The sequence below is a fragment of the Sphingomonas sp. So64.6b genome (genome assembly GCF_014171475.1).
GTDB classification, from domain to species: Bacteria; Pseudomonadota; Alphaproteobacteria; order Sphingomonadales; family Sphingomonadaceae; genus Sphingomonas; species Sphingomonas alpina_A.
Genome location: NZ_CP048817.1, coordinates 1,557,317 through 1,573,602, shown reverse-complemented (window position 1 = coordinate 1,573,602; position 16,286 = coordinate 1,557,317). Strand labels below are relative to the sequence as shown.

The 16,286-nt window shown below is 62.3% G+C and carries 13 protein-coding genes; 4 read left to right on the top strand and 9 right to left on the bottom strand.

Annotated elements, in window-relative coordinates; translation table 11 throughout:
• From dnaE to secG, 9 genes are all read right to left on the bottom strand, one after another.
• Positions 1–3,510, bottom strand: a complete 3,510-nt coding sequence (gene dnaE, locus G4G27_RS07535; RefSeq protein WP_183112756.1) for a DNA polymerase III subunit alpha — start codon at positions 3,508–3,510, stop codon at positions 1–3.
• Positions 3,511–3,620: 110 nt separating this feature from the next.
• Complete coding sequence (locus G4G27_RS07530; protein WP_183112755.1) at positions 3,621–4,100, bottom strand: glutathione peroxidase; 480 nt, start codon at positions 4,098–4,100, stop codon at positions 3,621–3,623.
• Complete coding sequence (locus G4G27_RS07525; RefSeq protein ID WP_183112754.1) at positions 4,097–4,699, bottom strand: GNAT family protein; 603 nt, start codon at positions 4,697–4,699, stop codon at positions 4,097–4,099. Before G4G27_RS07525 ends, G4G27_RS07530 begins: the two co-directional genes overlap by 4 nt.
• Positions 4,696–5,370: an ABC transporter ATP-binding protein gene (locus G4G27_RS07520; protein ID WP_183112753.1), complete on the bottom strand. Its 675-nt coding sequence runs from the start codon at positions 5,368–5,370 to the stop codon at positions 4,696–4,698. Before G4G27_RS07520 ends, G4G27_RS07525 begins: the two co-directional genes overlap by 4 nt.
• Positions 5,363–6,613 (bottom strand): lipoprotein-releasing ABC transporter permease subunit, encoded by a 1,251-nt coding sequence (locus tag G4G27_RS07515; RefSeq protein WP_183112752.1) that lies wholly within the window; start codon positions 6,611–6,613, stop codon positions 5,363–5,365. The genes G4G27_RS07520 and G4G27_RS07515 overlap by 8 nt, the downstream gene beginning before the upstream one ends.
• 479 nt (positions 6,614–7,092) lie before the next feature.
• Positions 7,093–9,567 (bottom strand): TonB-dependent receptor, encoded by a 2,475-nt coding sequence (locus tag G4G27_RS07510; protein WP_183112751.1) that lies wholly within the window; start codon positions 9,565–9,567, stop codon positions 7,093–7,095.
• A gap of 666 nt (positions 9,568–10,233) precedes the next feature.
• On the bottom strand, positions 10,234–10,527 hold the full coding sequence (locus G4G27_RS07505; protein ID WP_183112750.1) for a hypothetical protein: 294 nt from the start codon (positions 10,525–10,527) through the stop codon (positions 10,234–10,236).
• A 227-nt stretch (positions 10,528–10,754) separates the two neighbouring features.
• Positions 10,755–12,389: a CTP synthase gene (locus tag G4G27_RS07500; RefSeq protein ID WP_183112749.1), complete on the bottom strand. Its 1,635-nt coding sequence runs from the start codon at positions 12,387–12,389 to the stop codon at positions 10,755–10,757.
• 94 nt (positions 12,390–12,483) lie between these two features.
• Positions 12,484–12,858, bottom strand: a complete 375-nt coding sequence (gene secG, locus G4G27_RS07495; RefSeq protein ID WP_183112748.1) for a preprotein translocase subunit SecG — start codon at positions 12,856–12,858, stop codon at positions 12,484–12,486.
• Positions 12,859–13,134: 276 nt separating this feature from the next.
• Here secG and G4G27_RS07490 point away from each other — a divergent pair, with 276 nt between their 5' ends.
• The 4 genes from G4G27_RS07490 (at position 13,135) to zwf (ending at position 16,227) form a co-directional block, all read left to right on the top strand.
• Positions 13,135–13,455 carry a MarR family transcriptional regulator gene (locus tag G4G27_RS07490; RefSeq protein WP_183113677.1) on the top strand — a complete coding sequence of 107 codons (321 nt, stop codon included), beginning with the start codon at positions 13,135–13,137 and terminating at the stop codon, positions 13,453–13,455.
• Positions 13,418–13,768 carry an SH3 domain-containing protein gene (locus G4G27_RS07485; protein WP_345940673.1) on the top strand — a complete coding sequence of 117 codons (351 nt, stop codon included), beginning with the start codon at positions 13,418–13,420 and terminating at the stop codon, positions 13,766–13,768. Before G4G27_RS07490 ends, G4G27_RS07485 begins: the two co-directional genes overlap by 38 nt.
• Entirely contained in the window at positions 13,765–14,694 is a 930-nt protein-coding gene (argC, locus tag G4G27_RS07480; RefSeq protein ID WP_183112747.1) for an N-acetyl-gamma-glutamyl-phosphate reductase, read from the top strand. Before G4G27_RS07485 ends, argC begins: the two co-directional genes overlap by 4 nt.
• A 72-nt stretch (positions 14,695–14,766) precedes the next feature.
• Positions 14,767–16,227 (top strand): glucose-6-phosphate dehydrogenase, encoded by a 1,461-nt coding sequence (zwf, locus tag G4G27_RS07475; protein WP_183112746.1) that lies wholly within the window; start codon positions 14,767–14,769, stop codon positions 16,225–16,227.
• Positions 16,228–16,286 lie beyond the last annotated feature (59 nt).

Below are 16,286 nucleotides of genomic sequence, written 5' to 3'. Positions count from 1 at the left end.
TCAACCAACCAGAGCGAGCCTCGTTTCTGAGGTTCTCAGCTCCACATCGCTGACATCCTGCAGGGTCTCGATGCGTCCCGCAAGCTCGCCGTCGAGCAGGAAGTCGCGGCCAAGCAAGACACGGGCGCTGCCGCCGCCGGGAAGTGCTGCCCTGACCCATACTTGCCCGCGCGCGCCGCGATGTTCGGACAGCAATTCGGCAAGCGCCAGAATCGCCTCGGGCGTGGCCACCGCAGCCTCGACCACGAAGCGTGCATTGTTGGCCAGCGCCTCGAACGGCTGAATGCGTTTGATCGTGACGCGGGGCGACTCCTCGCCCGGCCGGCGATCCAGTTCGACCGTCAGGATACCGCATCCGCCATTGCGCGCCGCTTCTTCGAGATCCGCTGCAACAAGATCGTCGAAACAGGTCGCAACGAACTGGCCGGACGGGTCGGACAGCGTCGCCATCAGGTAACGGCGCCCCTTGGCGGATGTGCGCCAACGCGCATCCTCGACCAACGCCGCCATCGTCGCGCCGGCGCGGCTGCCGTCATCGGGGATGGCGAGGTCGCCGAGCGCGACATAGCTGCGCGCGCCATGCGCCTTGGCGAGGTGCGAATGACGATCGACCGGATGCGCGGAGAAGTAATAACCAAACGCCTCCTTCTCCTGCTCCATGCGCTGCGCCAGCGTCCAGCGCGCGCTGAGCGGCAGCTTGATTGCCGGTTCCTGCGCCTCTCCCTCGCCAAACAGCCCGCCCTGCCCGCTGGTCTTCATCTCCTGCGTCCGCGCTGCGGTCGCCAGCAGCGTTTCGGCGGTGGCGAAGATGCCCGCGCGGTTGAGATCGATCGTATCGAACGCCCCCGCCCCCGCCAGACCTTCGAGCTGACGCTTGTTGAGCAGTCGCGGATCGACACGGCGCGCAAAATCGTCGAGCGTCTCGAACGGCCCATTGGCGGTGCGTTCGTCGACCAGTTTCTCCATCGCGCCCTCGCCCACGCCCTTCAGCGCGGCGAGCGCGTAGCGCACGGCGAGGCCGTCATCGTCATATTCGACGCTGAACTCGGCCTCGCTCTCATTGACGCACGGCGCGTGGCACTTGACGCCCATGCGCCGCATATCGTCGGCAAAGATGGCCAGCTTGTCGGTGAGGTGCAGATCGTAGCACATCGACGCGGCGAAGAAGTCGTGCGGATGATGCGCCTTCAGCCAGGCGGTTTGATAGGCGAGCAGTGCATAGGCGGCGGCGTGCGACTTGTTGAAGCCGTACCCGGCGAATTTGTCGATCAAGTCGAACAGCTCGTTCGCCTTGGGCGCGGCGATCTTGTTCACCGTCATGCAGCCCTCGACGAACCCGGCGCGCTGGTCGTCCATCTCCTTCTTGATCTTCTTGCCCATCGCACGGCGCAACAGATCGGCCTGCCCCAGGCTATAGCCGGCCAGCACCTGCGCGGCCTGCATCACCTGTTCCTGATAGACGAAGATGCCATAGGTTTCGGACAATATCTGTTCGAGCAGCGGGTGCGGATAGGTGATCGGCTCGCGCCCGTTCTTGCGTGCGCCGAAGCTCGGAATATTGTCCATCGGGCCCGGACGATAAAGCGACACGAGCGCGATGATGTCGCCGAAATTGGACGGCCGGACCGCCGCCAGCGTGCGCCGCATGCCTTCGGACTCGAGCTGGAACACACCAACGGTGTCGCCCTTCTGGAGCAGCTTATAGACGCCTTCATCATCCCATTGCAGCGCATCCAGGTCGATACTTATCCCACGCTTTGCAAGAAGTTGGACCGCCTTCTTGAGAACAGATAGCGTCTTCAGACCAAGAAAATCGAACTTCACCAGACCGGCCGCTTCGACATATTTCATATCGAACTGTGTGACCGGCATGTCCGAGCGCGGGTCGCGATAAAGTGGTACAAGCTGATTGAGCGGACGGTCGCCGATCACCACGCCGGCGGCATGGGTCGAGCTGTGCCGCGGCAGCCCTTCCAACTTCATCGCCAGGTCGAGCAGATGCTTGACCCCGTCATTGTTGCGATATTCCTGCGCCAGTTCGGAAACGCCGTTGAGCGCGCGGTCGAGCGTCCAGGGGTCGGTCGGATGGTTGGGCACCAGCTTGGCCAGCCGGTCGACCTGGCCATAGCTCATCTGAAGCACGCGGCCCGTGTCCTTGAGCACCGCGCGCGCTTTCAACCGGCCGAAGGTGATGATCTGCGCCACATGATCCGCACCGTATTTCTGCTGGACGTAACGGATCACCTCCTCACGCCGGGTTTCGCAAAAATCGATGTCGAAATCGGGCATCGACACGCGTTCCGGGTTGAGGAAGCGTTCGAACAGCAAACCAAGCTTCATCGGGTCGAGATCGGTGATGGTCAGCGCCCAGGCGACCACCGAGCCCGCGCCCGAACCACGGCCCGGGCCAACCGGAATGTCATGATCCTTGGCCCATTTGATGAAGTCCGCGACGATCAGGAAATAGCCGGGAAAACCCATCTGGATGATGACGTCGAGCTCGAATTCCAGCCGCTCGCGATAGGGAATGGTCCAGTCGTCGGACGTGTCGCTCGCGAACGGCAGGTTCTGGAGTTCGGCGATCCGCCGCAGCCGCATGTCGAGCCCGGCCCGTGCATCGGCGCGCAGTGCCTCGGACTCGGCATCGCGGTCGCCGGCAAGACTTGGCAGGATCGGCTTGCGTGCCGGCGCCGCCACGGCACAGCGTTGCGCGACCACAAGGGTGTTCGCAATTGCCTCGGGCAAATCGGCGAACAGCATGCGCATGTCCTTGGCCGGCTTCATCCAGGCGTCGGGCGAACTGCGCGGGCGATCGTCGCTGGCGATATAAGTCGAATTGGCGATGCACAGCATCGCGTCATGCGCCTCGCTGAAATCCTCGTCGGCGAAGCAGCACGGATTGGTCGCGACCAGCGGCAGATCGCGTTCATAGGCCAGGTCGAGCAAGCCCGGCTCCGCCCTGCCCTCAGTCTCGTCGAGCCGCCGCGTCAGTTCGATATAGAGCCGGTCGCGGAACAGCGACTGTAGTCGATCGACATAAGCGCGCGCGCGATCATCCTGTCCTTCGGCGAGCAGTCGCGTCAGGCCGCCCTCTCGCCCCGCCGTCAGCGCGATCACGCCGTCGGTGCGCCCCTCAAGCGTCGCGAAATCGACATGCGGCGCCTGCTCGATCGGGCGATCTAGATGCGCCATCGAAACCAGCGCGCAGATATTCTGATACCCTGCCTCGTCCTGCGCATAAAGCGCGAGCCAGTCGAGCGGCGCCTCGACGCCCTCGGGCATATCGGGCCGCGCCACCCCGAGCATCGCGCCGATGATCGGCTGCACGCCCGCGCCCTTCGCGGCGTCGGAAAACGCCATCGCGGCATAAAGGCCGTTACGATCGGTCAGTGCGGCTGCCGGAAAACCCAGTTCCTGGGCGCGTTTGGCGATCGCCTTGGGTTCGATCGCACCGTCGAGCATCGTGTACGACGAGAAGATACGTAAGGGTACGAACGCGGAATGAGGCATGGGCCCGTTATGCGGACACTAGCGCTTCAAGGGAAGCGCCGAGGCGGCGAAACCTGTGGGCAAAACGATCGATAACACTGTCGCATCGCCCGGCCACCCGCCGAACCGGCTTAAAGCAGCTTCTCGATATCCGCCTCGATATCCTCGGGCTTGGTCGTCGGGGCATAGCGCGCGATCGTCTTGCCTTCGCGATCGACCAGGAACTTGGTGAAATTCCACTTGATGCCGGTCGATCCGAGCAGGCCCGGCGCGTCCGAGCGCAGCTTCTGGAACAATGGATCGGCGTCGGATCCATTGACGTCGATCTTGGCGAACACCGGGAAAGTCACGTCATAGGTCAGCGTGCAGAAATTCGCGATCTCCGCCGCATCGCCCGGCTCCTGACCGCCGAACTGGTTGCACGGAAAACCGAGCACCTCGAACCCGCGATCGGCATATTTGCGGTGTAGCGCCTCAAGCCCCTCATATTGCGGCGTAAAGCCGCATTTGGAGGCAGTGTTGACGATCAATAGCACTTTGCCGGCATAGGCAGCCAGGTCGGCGCTGCTGCCGTCCGCCGCCCTGACGCTCATCTCGGTGATCGCGGTCATCGCTTTTCCCCTTCATGTCGCGCCAACAGATGGTCGAGATTGGCGCGAACGCCCGGCCATTCGGTCGCGGTGATCGAATAGACGACGGTATCACGCAAATGGCCATCCGGCATGATCATATGATTGCGCAGCACGCCGTCCTGCTTCGCGCCCAACCGCTCGATCGCGCGTTGCGAGCGCTTGTTGAGCCAGTCGGTGCGCAACTGGACGCACGAGCAACCAAGCTCATCGAACGCATGGGCGAGCAGCAGCCGCTTCGCCTCGGTATTGAGCCCGGTCCGTTGCACGCGCCGGGCATAGAGCGTGCCGCCGATCTCCACCCGCGAATGCGCCGCGCTCATCCGCATGAAACGCGTAGTCCCGGCAAGCTTGCCCTCGCCATCGAGCACGGCGAACGGCATCGCCCGGCCGGCCTTGCGCTCATTCCTCAGTTTTGCCATCCAGGCGTGGATCGTCACGGCATTCGGGACGACGGTGTAGAACAGATCGGACAGATCGTCGGCGATCGCCTCGACCAGGGCGTCGCTATCCTGCTCGACGAACGGACGAAGCGTCACATGCCGTCCGACCAGCACCGGCGTTTCGCGCCACAGGCTCACCCCAGCCGCCCCTCATGCAGTCGCACAACCCGGTCCATCTTCAGCGCCATCCGCTCGTTATGGGTCGCGACCAGCGCCGCCGACCCTTCGTGACGGACGAGGCGGAGGAACTCGGCAAGAACGATGTCGGCGGTGGCCTCGTCGAGATTACCGGTCGGCTCATCAGCGAGCACCAGCGCAGGCCGGTTGGCGAGCGCGCGGGCGACGGCGACGCGCTGCTGCTCGCCGCCCGACAATTGGCTCGGTCGGTGCGTCAACCGCTCGCCGAGACCGAGCGCAGTGAGCAGCGAGGCGGCGCGCTCATCGGCCTCGGCGCGAGTCTTGTCGCGGATCAATTGCGGCAGGACGACATTCTCGGCTGCGTTGAAATCCGGCAGCAAATGATGGAATTGATAGATGAAACCGAGATAGTCGCGGCGCACCAGCGTGCGGCCATGCGCATCGAGCTTCGCCGCTTCGCTGCCGGCGATCCGGATCGATCCGCCGAACCCGCCCTCGAGCAGTCCGATCGCCTGCAACAGCGTGGATTTGCCCGATCCGGATGGGCCGAGCAACGCGACGATCTCGCCCTTGCCCACGGTCAGGTCGACGCCGCGCAATACTTCGATCGTGACGTCGCCCTGCGTAAAGCTGCGGACCAGACCTTTTACGGCCAGAACGGGCTCACTCATAACGCAATACCTGTACCGGATCGGTGCTCGCCGCCTTGAATGCGGGATAGAGCGTCGCAAGGAAGCTGAACACCAGCGCCATCAGCGCGATCACGACGATCTCGACCGGATCGGTCTTGGACGGCAGTTCGGTCAGGAAGCGGATCGCCGGATCCCACAGATTCTGCCCGGTGAGGAACTGTACGAAATTCACCACGCCCTGCCGGTAATAGAGGAAGACGAAACCAAGGATCAGGCCGGCAAGCACACCAAGTGCGCCAATCGTCGTACCGACCACCATGAAGATCCGCATCAGCCCGCCGCGCGACGCGCCCATCGTGCGCAGAATCGCGATGTCGCGCGTCTTGGCGCGTACCAGCATGATCAGCGACGACAATATGTTGAACACCGCGACAAGGATGATGATCGACAGCACGGTGAACATCGCCACGCGTTCGACCGCCAGCGCCTCGAACAATTGTGCGTTCAACTGGCGCCAGTCGGCGACCACCGCCCTGCCCCCGATCTTGTCGGCAAGCGGCGCCAGGATTGTGCCGACGCGGTCGGCATCCTGGGTCTGGATCTCGACCATCCCCACATTATCACCGAGCAGGAGCAATGTCTGCGCGTCCGCCAGCGGCATGATCACATAGGCCTTGTCGTAATCATACACGCCGATTTCGAAGATCGCGCCGACAGTGTAGGATACGATTCGCGGCACGGTGCCGAAAGGCGTGGTCGGTCCTTGCGGACTGATCAGCGAAATTTCGCTGCCGACCTGCGCGCCGAGCGCTTCGGCCAGCCGCGATCCGATCGCAATCTTGCCGCTGCCCTGTTTCAAATTGCTCAGCGATCCCATCACCACCTTGCTGCGGATCGTTGGGTTGCCGAGGATGTCCTCGACCCGCATGCCGCGCACCAGCACACCTTCGACCCGCCCGTTGTACGTGGTCATCAGCGGCTGTTCGATCATCGGCGTAGCGCTGGTCACGCCGGGCGTCGCCTGCGCGTTTTTCACGATCTCGCGCCAGTCGGGCAGCCTTCCGCCGACTCCCTGCACCACCGCATGACCGTTCAGCCCGACGATCTTGTCGAACAGCTCGGCGCGAAAGCCATTCATCACGCTCATGACGATGACCAGGGCGGCGACGCCAAGCATCACCGCGACCAGGCTGATGCCGGCGACAAGGAAGATGAACGCCTCGCCCCTGCCCGGCAGGAGGTAGCGCCGCGCGATCATGCGTTCGTAGCGTGACAATATCATGGGTGTCGGTGATGCCAGCCGAGGAAGGAGGCTGTCGCTCTACGTTGGGCTTGCGTCGTGTGCAACCAAAAGCCCCTGTTGCGCAATCGCCACAGGGTGGCCGCAATCGAACCACAATGGTCATAATCCCGGTGACAAACCGCACTGCCGATCCTAGCACTTCCGACACTGACACACAGGCAACGGCCGTGGTTCGGGGAATGCTTTCAGCTCCGCCTCAAAAGGGTGTGCAGCGAGGGCGGGACAAGGGGGCTGACGAGCGATCGTCACGCAGGCGCCCGGGCTGGAAACGGTCCGGGCGTTTGACATTTCAGGGCCTTGCGGCTCCGGTGCGCATCGGCGCGACATTCCAGATCGACAGCGTCATAGCGACGAAGAGCCAGCTTCCGGGCCGCCTTTGACGTCGACGCGGCCGCCGCCATGGCCGCGACAGGCCAATAGAAAACCCCCTCCCGCAAGCGGGAGAGGGTCATCGATGCTTAGAATGAGGCGCTGACCGTCAGCCCGTAAGTGCGTGGATCGCCAGGGTTGCCGGCGATCAGGCCGGTGTTGCCCGGCGTGGTCGCGAGCAATTCGAAATACTTTGCATCAAAGGCGTTCCGCACCCAACCGAAGACATTGAAGTCGTCGGTGCGATATCCGACGCGGAAGTTCGCGAGGGTGTAGCCGTTGATATCGGTATAGATCGAGCGCGAGGCATTGGACGAGAATGTGGTCCGCGAATTGGCATCGGCCGCCAGATACGCTTCGCCATCAAGTCCAAACAGTTTTGCCGGAACGTTATACTCCCCGCCATAGGAGAAAGCCCATTTCGAAATGCCGGGCAGCAACTGGCCCGAAATGTTGCAGACCAGCGGACTGTTGGTGCCCGGCGCGCCCGGCGCACCGATCACCGCGCCGCTGCCGCCACCCGAGAGTTCAGGCGGGCAAGGTGCATTCTTGAAGTCGATATATTTTGGATCGGTATAGGCGCCGTTCGCATAGAAGTTGAACCGCGCCGTTGGGCGGATGGAGAAGTCAGCCTCGATACCACGCACCCGCACTTTGTTCGCATTGGCCAGGTACCCGCGCAACGCAGAGGTCGAGCTGTCATTCACGATCGCCTGATAATCCTTGATCTGGGTCCAGTAGGCGGTGAGGTTGAGTGTCGCTCTGCGATCCCAGAACTGCGATTTCAGACCAAGTTCGAAATGATCGACCTTTTCTGGCTTGATCTGGGCGAACTGAGTCTGAGCGACGCCACCCACGACTGGCACCCCGTTGAGGTTCAGGCCGCCCGATTTGAACGTGTGCGCATAGGTTGCGTAGAACAGGATATCGCGCGTCGCTTTGTATGACGCTGTCAGATCATAGGTGAGGTTCCAGGCCTTATAAGTTTCGTCCCTGAATGCCTGTGGCTGAATCGCTGTGCGCTGTTCAATCTGGCGCGGATTTCCACCAGTTGCGGGAACGAGATTCCCCTGCGCATCCCTCACGATGCTGACGTAGCTGCCGATCTTGTTGTCATAGTTGACGCGGACGCCGGGCGAGATCGTGAATTTATCGGTCAGATCCCAGTTGAGCTTGCCGAACACCGCACCACTGAAGTTTTTCAGGCGAATATCGTTTTCTGCGGTCAGGCCGTCGAGCACGGTCGGGTCGAGATACAGGAAGGGACTACCGGGTGCCGTCGTATCGCGCACGGTCGGGCTGATCAGCCAACGGCTCGCCGCCGATCCTTGCCGCTGGGTCCCGGTGGTATGGATGTCCTGATAGAAACCGAAGACGCCAAGGACATAGTCGAAACCGCTGCCCTTCCCGGCATAGCGGAATTCCTGCGTGTACTGATTCTGCTTGGTCGGGTTCTGCGACAAGGTAGTAATCGGCAGGCCGGTGAAATCGCGATCGTTCTTCGGCCCCCAGTCCCAGAAACGCCATGCCGTGACCGAGGTCAATGTTCCGGAACCCAGTTCCAGCTCGCCGCGCAGCGACACGCCGCCAAGCACGTTCTTCGCGTTCAGTTCGGCATCGACATCGGTCACGCGGTCGAACGGATTGCGGCTCGGCACGACATAGTTCAGCGCGGCCGACAATGCATCGTATTGACGGTTTAGCGCGCGCTGCGTCGTGCCGGTCCGAACGAAGATCTGCGCGCAGCACGCCGGGTCCTGACGATTATAATCGCCCGACAAGGTCAGGTTGAGGCTGTCGGTTGCCTTCCACAGCAATGCACCGCGAACGCCGATATTATCCTGCGCGTTGACATAGGTGCCCGTCGCGACATTGAAGATCGTGCCGCGCCGGCTGGTGGTCGAAAGACCGAGACGCACAGCGAGCGTGTCACTGATCGGGCCCGAAACCGACGCCTTGGCCTGTTTGAACGAAAGGTTGCCGGCGGTGACTTCGGCGCGTCCCTCGAAATCGAAGCTTGGCGGCTTCGACGTGATGTTGATCGCGCCGGCCACCGTGTTCTTGCCATAAAGCGTACCCTGCGGACCGCGCAGCGTCTCGACCTGCTGCACGTCGAGGAAATCGAGCGTGGCAACCGCGACGCGGCTGAAATAGACCTGGTCGATATAGACACCGACCCCCTGGTCGATTCCGTCATTGGTCAGGCCGAGCGGCGCGCCAAGCCCGCGGATGTTGACCGACGAATTGCGCGGGTTCGACGAATAGAATTGCAGCGTCGGCTGAAGCTGTTGAAGCCGCTGCACGTTGAAGCTGCCGGTGCTGTCCAGTTCCTTGACGCCGACCACCGAGATCGCGATCGGCACATCCTGCACCGCTTCCGCGCGACGGCGTGCGGTGACGATGATGTCGGACGCGACCGAGCTGCGCTGAACATCCTCTTCGTCACGCTCTTGCGTACCGGGAACGGCCAGGGTCGGCGTGACAGGCGGCGGAGCAACGGGTTCCGGAGTCGTTTGTGCAATCGCGGTCGAAGCCAACAAAGCGGAAAGAGTGTGAGCGAGCATTAATGATTCCCCCTAGAGACTCACTTAAACTCCACTATTTTGCTGGGAGTTCGACCCGCTGCGTTCTTGCCCCGCCTAAAGTTGAACTTCACGCCAACGGAAATCCGCGCTTTTTGCCTTGAGCTCCATCGATGAAGCGACCCAAATGAGCGCCGCACGGTGTCATCCACTCCCAGATCGATCCATAATCAGCGCGCATTTGGTCCGATTTCATTTCATGCCGAGCGGAGACCGCCCGGCAAAGTCAGACCGGAGACATATGGAAAATGACATTCGGCGGGCCAATGCGCGATCGACTTCGCGCTGGTTTGATGTTCCATATCTCCCCAAATCACGTTACCGCCCACGTCGGTCTATTTAGTCATTAAACGACTGAGATATTTCGGATTATTCTCAATTTCTCATGAAATCGCAGCATGAGAAATGGAACGCTCCCGGTGTGCCATATCTCCCTGCTCCGTCGCGCGCCGTGATTCAATCATCGCGCAGGCTGTGGTCATGCCAGTCTCTTACCGGAGCTAGCCGGCTCGCTCTTTCTTATCGTCGAAACAGGATCGCCAAATGCAAACGGCCCTTCCCCGCTTTGGGAAAAGGGCCGTGCAGTTGGACTGCTTCATCAATCAGGAGAGCGTTCGCCCCCTGCGTCGAAGCGAATTTTGCCGAGCCTTATTGCTCGCAGTTATTTGCCAGCCCTACCTGCTTGAGATTGTTCGTGGTCTGTGAGCGGGGCGGGCGCCCTTCCGTTGCCATCTTACCACCAGGCAGCGCCGCGCCCGGTGCCGCACGTTCGGGACCGGTCGTACCGTCGAACAGCTTCACCTTTGCTCCGCCGCTGCGCACGGCGGTCGGGCAACCCCGGTCGGCGTCTCGCAGATCCTTGGGGCCGTCCACTCGGGCGGACAAAGGTGCGGTGGCGAACAATAGCGAGCTAAATGCTGTCGCAATGAAAATTGTCTTCATGATAAATCCTTCCAATCCAAAACGGTACGGATCGTCGCTAAGACGGATCCGCGATCCTGATCGCCGTTCCTCGATTGGCCGGCGTGGTAAGCATGAATTAGCGTCGGGGTGCACGCGCCGGCAGGTGCAACGACGCGCGGCGACATACGCAACGGTTGTGCAACCGTTGCATGAGAGCTGAGTTGATCCACTCTCCCTGTTGTCGAGCAACAGGGAGAAAACCGGATTCAGACCAGCCGGCTCTGCTTGACCGCCGCTTCGACGAAACTGGCGAACAGGGGATGCGGATCGAACGGCTTGCTCTTCAATTCGGGATGGAACTGAACACCGATAAACCAGGGATGGTCGGGCCGCTCGACGATCTCGGGCAGCGTGCCGTCGGGTGACATGCCCGAAAAGACCAGGCCGCCCTTTTCGAGCGTGTCGCGATAGCCGGTGTTGACCTCGTAACGGTGGCGATGGCGCTCGCTGATATCGTCCCCGCCATAGATCGAGGCGACCACGCTGTTACCGGCCAGTTTTGCAGGATAAGCGCCGAGCCGCATCGTGCCGCCCAGATCGCCGCCCGCTTCGCGCTTCTGGATGCCGTCGGCGGTCATCCATTCGGTGATCATGCCGACCACCGGCTCGTCGGTCGGGCCGAATTCGGTCGATGACGCGTCGGGGATGCCGCCCAGGTCGCGCGCGCCCTCGATGCAGGCCATCTGCATGCCGAAACAGATGCCGAAATAGGGCACGCGGCGCTCGCGCGCAAAACGCACGCTGGCAATCTTGCCTTCGGCGCCACGCTCGCCGAACGCGCCGGGCACGAGGATCGCATGAAGTGGTTCGAGCTTGGCCGCGATGTCGCTGTCGGTCTGCTCGAACAATTCGGCGTCGATCCACTGGATGTTGACCTTGACCCGGTTGGCGATGCCGCCATGGACCAGCGCCTCGTTGAGCGATTTATAGGCGTCCGGCAGGCCGACATATTTGCCGACCACGCCGATCGTGACCTCGCCTTCGGGATTCTCCAGCCGGTCGACGATGTCGATCCAGCGGTCGAGCTTGGGCGCTTCGCCCGGCTCGATGCCGAACGCGCGCAGCACTTCCGAATCGAGCCCCTCGGCATGATACTGCATCGGCACGGCATAAATGCTCTTCGCATCGAGCGCTGGGATGACGGCGGCCTGCGGCACGTTGCAGAACAGCGATATCTTGGCGCGATCGCTGGCTGGCAACGGCTGTTCGCAGCGGCACACCAGAATGTCGGGCTGGACTCCGAGTGCGGCAAGCTCACGCACCGAATGCTGGGTCGGCTTGGTCTTCAACTCGCCCGCGGCGGCGATGTAGGGCACCAGAGTGACGTGGATGCTGACCGACTGATCCCGGCCAAGGTCGTTCCTTAACTGGCGAATCGCCTCGATAAAGGGCAGCGATTCGATATCGCCCACGGTGCCGCCGATTTCGCACAGCACGAAATCGACATCGTCGGTGTGCGCCTGGGCGAACTCCTTGATCGCGTCGGTGACGTGCGGGATGACCTGCACTGTCGCGCCGAGGTAATCGCCGCGCCGTTCCCGTGCGATGATCTGCTGATAGATTCGCCCTGAGGTGACATTGTCCGACTGACGCGACGGCACGCCGGTAAAGCGCTCGTAATGGCCAAGGTCGAGATCGGTCTCCGCGCCGTCGTCGGTCACATAGACTTCGCCATGCTGATAAGGCGACATCGTACCGGGATCGACGTTCAGATAGGGATCGAATTTGCGGATACGCACGCGATAGCCGCGTGCCTGCAGGAGAGCCGCGAGGCTCGCTGCCATGAGACCTTTGCCGAGCGAGGAGACCACGCCGCCGGTGATAAAAATAAACCGCGCCATGGGAGCAAAGGCCTAGCGTCGTTATGGGCCGCACGACAAGCGCGCGACTCCGAAATACTGTTAAAAATCCGACGAGGTGCGGATCGCGACGTGATTATTGGGCGAGCGGAACCGTGTTGTTGCTCGCTGGTGCCGTGACATTCGCCGCAAGCGCAGCGGCGGTCGCCGCATCCGCAGCCGGCGGTGGCGCCGCAGCCGGAGCGACCGGCGCGCTGCGGGCGAGCGACGGATCGATCGTCAGCGTCTGGCGAGTCGATGCCATGATCGCGAGCACGATGCTCAATGCGACGAACACCGCCGCGAGCGTGGCCGTCGCATGAGTGAGAAAATCCGCCGCGCCGCGTGCCGACATCAGGCCCGACGGGCTGCCGCCCGTCGTCAGACCACCACCCTCCGACTTCTGCACCAGAATGACGCCGACCAGCAGGGCGGCGATGATGGCGTGAACGACGAGGATGAAAGTGAACATGTGGTGGGTTGCGCGATCTTTGAATGGGGAAAGCGGCCACATAGGCGACGTGGCCCGCTCGATCAACCACCGCCGATCAACCATCGCACCAGGGAAACGGCTCGGCGGCTAAGATGAACATTTCGCATCCGCACTGAAACCAGCCGCGTTCGCGGGCGTTATGGGGATTGATGTCGCTGTCCCCGACATTGCGTAACGTGGAATTCTATTGTGGCCACCATGCTTGAACGTTCCCCCGGCGCGTCCGCGCCCGCCGGCTCCTCCCTCGGCTCCTGGATGCAGGCGCTGGTCGATTATGTACGATCCGGCGAACCCGATCTGACCAATCGACAAATGGCTTTGTTGCTTGTCGTCTATCTCAAACCGGGGCCCCATACGGTGCGTGGGCTTGCCCGAGTGCTGAATGTATCTAAACCGGTCGTCACACGCGCCTTGAACAGGCTCGGTGCGCTGGGCTATCTGCGCCGCCAGCGCGACGATAGCGACAAGCGCAACATTTTCGTCGCCAAGACCAGTGAAGGGGCAGAGTTTCTTGAAGAGTTCGGGCAATTCCTCGGCGATGCCGAGCAACCCGCCGCCCGCCGGGCCAGCGCGTAGAAGGTTCGCACTGACCGGGCCGTCGACCAGACTCGACCCGCGTACCAATGCTGTCCGTCGCGATATCGCCGATATTCGCCTCGCGGAACTCGTCTTCGCGCCGCACTATGCCGCGCCCCTCGCCATGATCGTTGAGGGCGAGACGATTCTGCGGGCGGAATCTTCCCCGGGCTCGGATACGGTCGCGATCCTGAAGACGGACGAGATTTTCGAAGTACTCGAATTCTCCGGTGGCAATGCTTGGGGCATCTCGCCCGCACATGGACTGGTCGGCTATCTCGACGCCGGTCGCCTGACCTCGCTCGCGTCATGACTGTCAGCCTGTTCATCGACGGCGCCGCCGGCACCACTGGCCTCGAGATTCGCGAGCGGCTCGCCAGTCGCGCCGATATCGCCATCATCGAGATTGACGATGCACGGCGCAAGGACGCGACCGCGCGGGCCGAAGCGCTGAACGATGCCGATTTCGTCATCCTCTGCTTGCCCGACGACGCCGCGCGCGAAGCGGTGGCGCTGATCACCAATGACCGAACCCGCGTGATCGATGCATCGACCGCATTTCGCACGGCGGAGGGCTGGTCCTACGGTTTCCCCGAGCTCGAACCCGGTCAGACCGCGGCGATCGCCGAAGCGATGCGGGTGAGCAATCCCGGCTGTTATCCGACCGGGTTCCTTGCGCTGGTGCGTCCGCTGGTGCGCATGGGTCTGGTGCCGGTCGACTGGCCGATCACGGTCAATGCCGTGTCGGGCTATTCCGGTGGCGGCAAGTCGATGATCGCCGAATATGAGGGCAGCAATCCGCCGCCCGCCGCTCGCGCCTATGCACTTGGTCTTGCCCATAAGCATGTACCCGAGATGCAGAAACATGCGCGGCTCGAACATGCGCCGATCTTCATGCCCTCGGTCGCCAATACCTATCGCGGGATGATCGTCGAAGTACCGCTGCCGCTTCACGCGTTTCCGCGACGGCCGAGCCTGCATGTGTGCGAGGCGGTGCTCAGCGAGGCTTATCGTGACTGTGCGCTGATCCGCATCGCCGAGGGCGACACCGACACGATAGCGATCGAGGCGGATGCGGGCACCGACCGACTCACGCTCCGCGTGTGCGGCAATCCCGACACCGGTCAGGCGCGGCTGATCGCGACGCTCGACAATCTCGGCAAGGGAGCGGCGGGTGCGGCGGTGCAGAATCTGAACATCATGGCAGGATTCGACCCAATCGCCGGGCTGACTGTCTAACGCACACCTATTCAGATTGTCCGCGCGCGTATCGCACGGTACCGCGCGGCACGTCGAACCAAGGAAGAGATCATGCGCAATCCAGTGGCCAAGCTGCTCCTGTTCGGTGCGACCGGCGATCTGGCGCAGCGCATGCTGTTGCCGTCGCTCTATGGCCTGCATGCCGACGGATTGTTGCCGGAAGAGCTGACGATCACCGGCACGGCGCGCTCCGAGCATGACGATGCCAGCTTCCGTAAGTTTGCGAAGGGCGCGCTCGACGAATTCCTGCCCGCCGACCGCAAGGACGAGAAGGCGATGAAGTCGTTCCTCGAGCGGCTCGGCTACCAGCCGCTCGATGCGACCGACATGGCGCATTACAAGGATCTGGCGAAGAAGGTCGGCGATGTCTCCAGCGGCCTCGCCATCTTCCTGTCGACCGCGCCGTCGCTGTTCGAACCGGTGATCAAGGGACTTGCCGGCGCCGGCCTGGCCGGGGAAACCGTTCGGATCGGACTCGAAAAGCCGCTTGGTTACGACCTGGAAAGCAGCCGTGAGATCAACGACACGGTGGCCACCGCCTTCCCTGAAGACCGCACGTTCCGCATCGACCATTATCTCGGCAAGGAAACCGTCCAGAACATCCTCGCGCTGCGTTTCGGCAACAGCTTCTTCGAGCCGGTATGGAATGCGCGCGGCATTGACAATGTCCAGATCACCATCGCCGAAACGGTCGGGCTGGAGGATCGCGCGGGCTATTACGAGACCGCCGGAGCGCTGCGCGACATGGTGCAGAACCATATGCTGCAGCTTCTTGCGCTGATCGCGATGGAACCCCCTGCCCGCTTCGACGGTACTTCGGTCCGCGACGAAAAGGCCAAGGTATTCCGTTCGCTGCGCCAGATGGCGCCAGCCGATGTGCCGCATTTGACCGTCACCGGCCAATATGGCGCGGGCGCGGTCAATGGCGAGATCGTCAAAAGCTATGCCGATGAACTGGGCAAGCCGTCGAACACCGAAACCTTCGTCGCGATCAAGGCGCATGTCGATAATTGGCGCTGGCAGGGCGTGCCCTTTTACCTGCGCACCGGCAAGCGCATGCCCGCCCGTCGCTCGGAGATAGCGATCCAGTTCAAGGCGGTGCCGCATTCGATGTTCGGCGACCGGGGCGGCTTGCTTCAGCCCAACATGCTGATCATCCGGTTGCAGCCGGAGGAATATGTTCGGCTGCTGGTGATGGCCAAGGAGCCCGGACTCGACCGCGACGGCATCCGCTTGCGCGAAGTGCCGCTCGATCTCAGCCTCGATAGCGCCTTTGCCGGAACGCGGCGGCGCATCGCTTATGAACGGCTGCTGCTTGATTTGATCGAAGGCGACCCGACCTTGTTCGTGCGTCGCGACGAGGTCGAGGCGCAGTGGCAATGGATCGATGCGATCCGCGCCGGCTGGGATGCCAATGGCACGAAACCGAAATCATATGCCTCGGGCAGTTGGGGCCCGTCGGCGGCAATCGCGCTGACCGAACGCGATGGCGTCACCTGGCAGGATGACTAAGTGATCAGCCGATTCAACCGCCGCTCGGCACGAGCGGTTCAACATTCAAAATTGCGAGA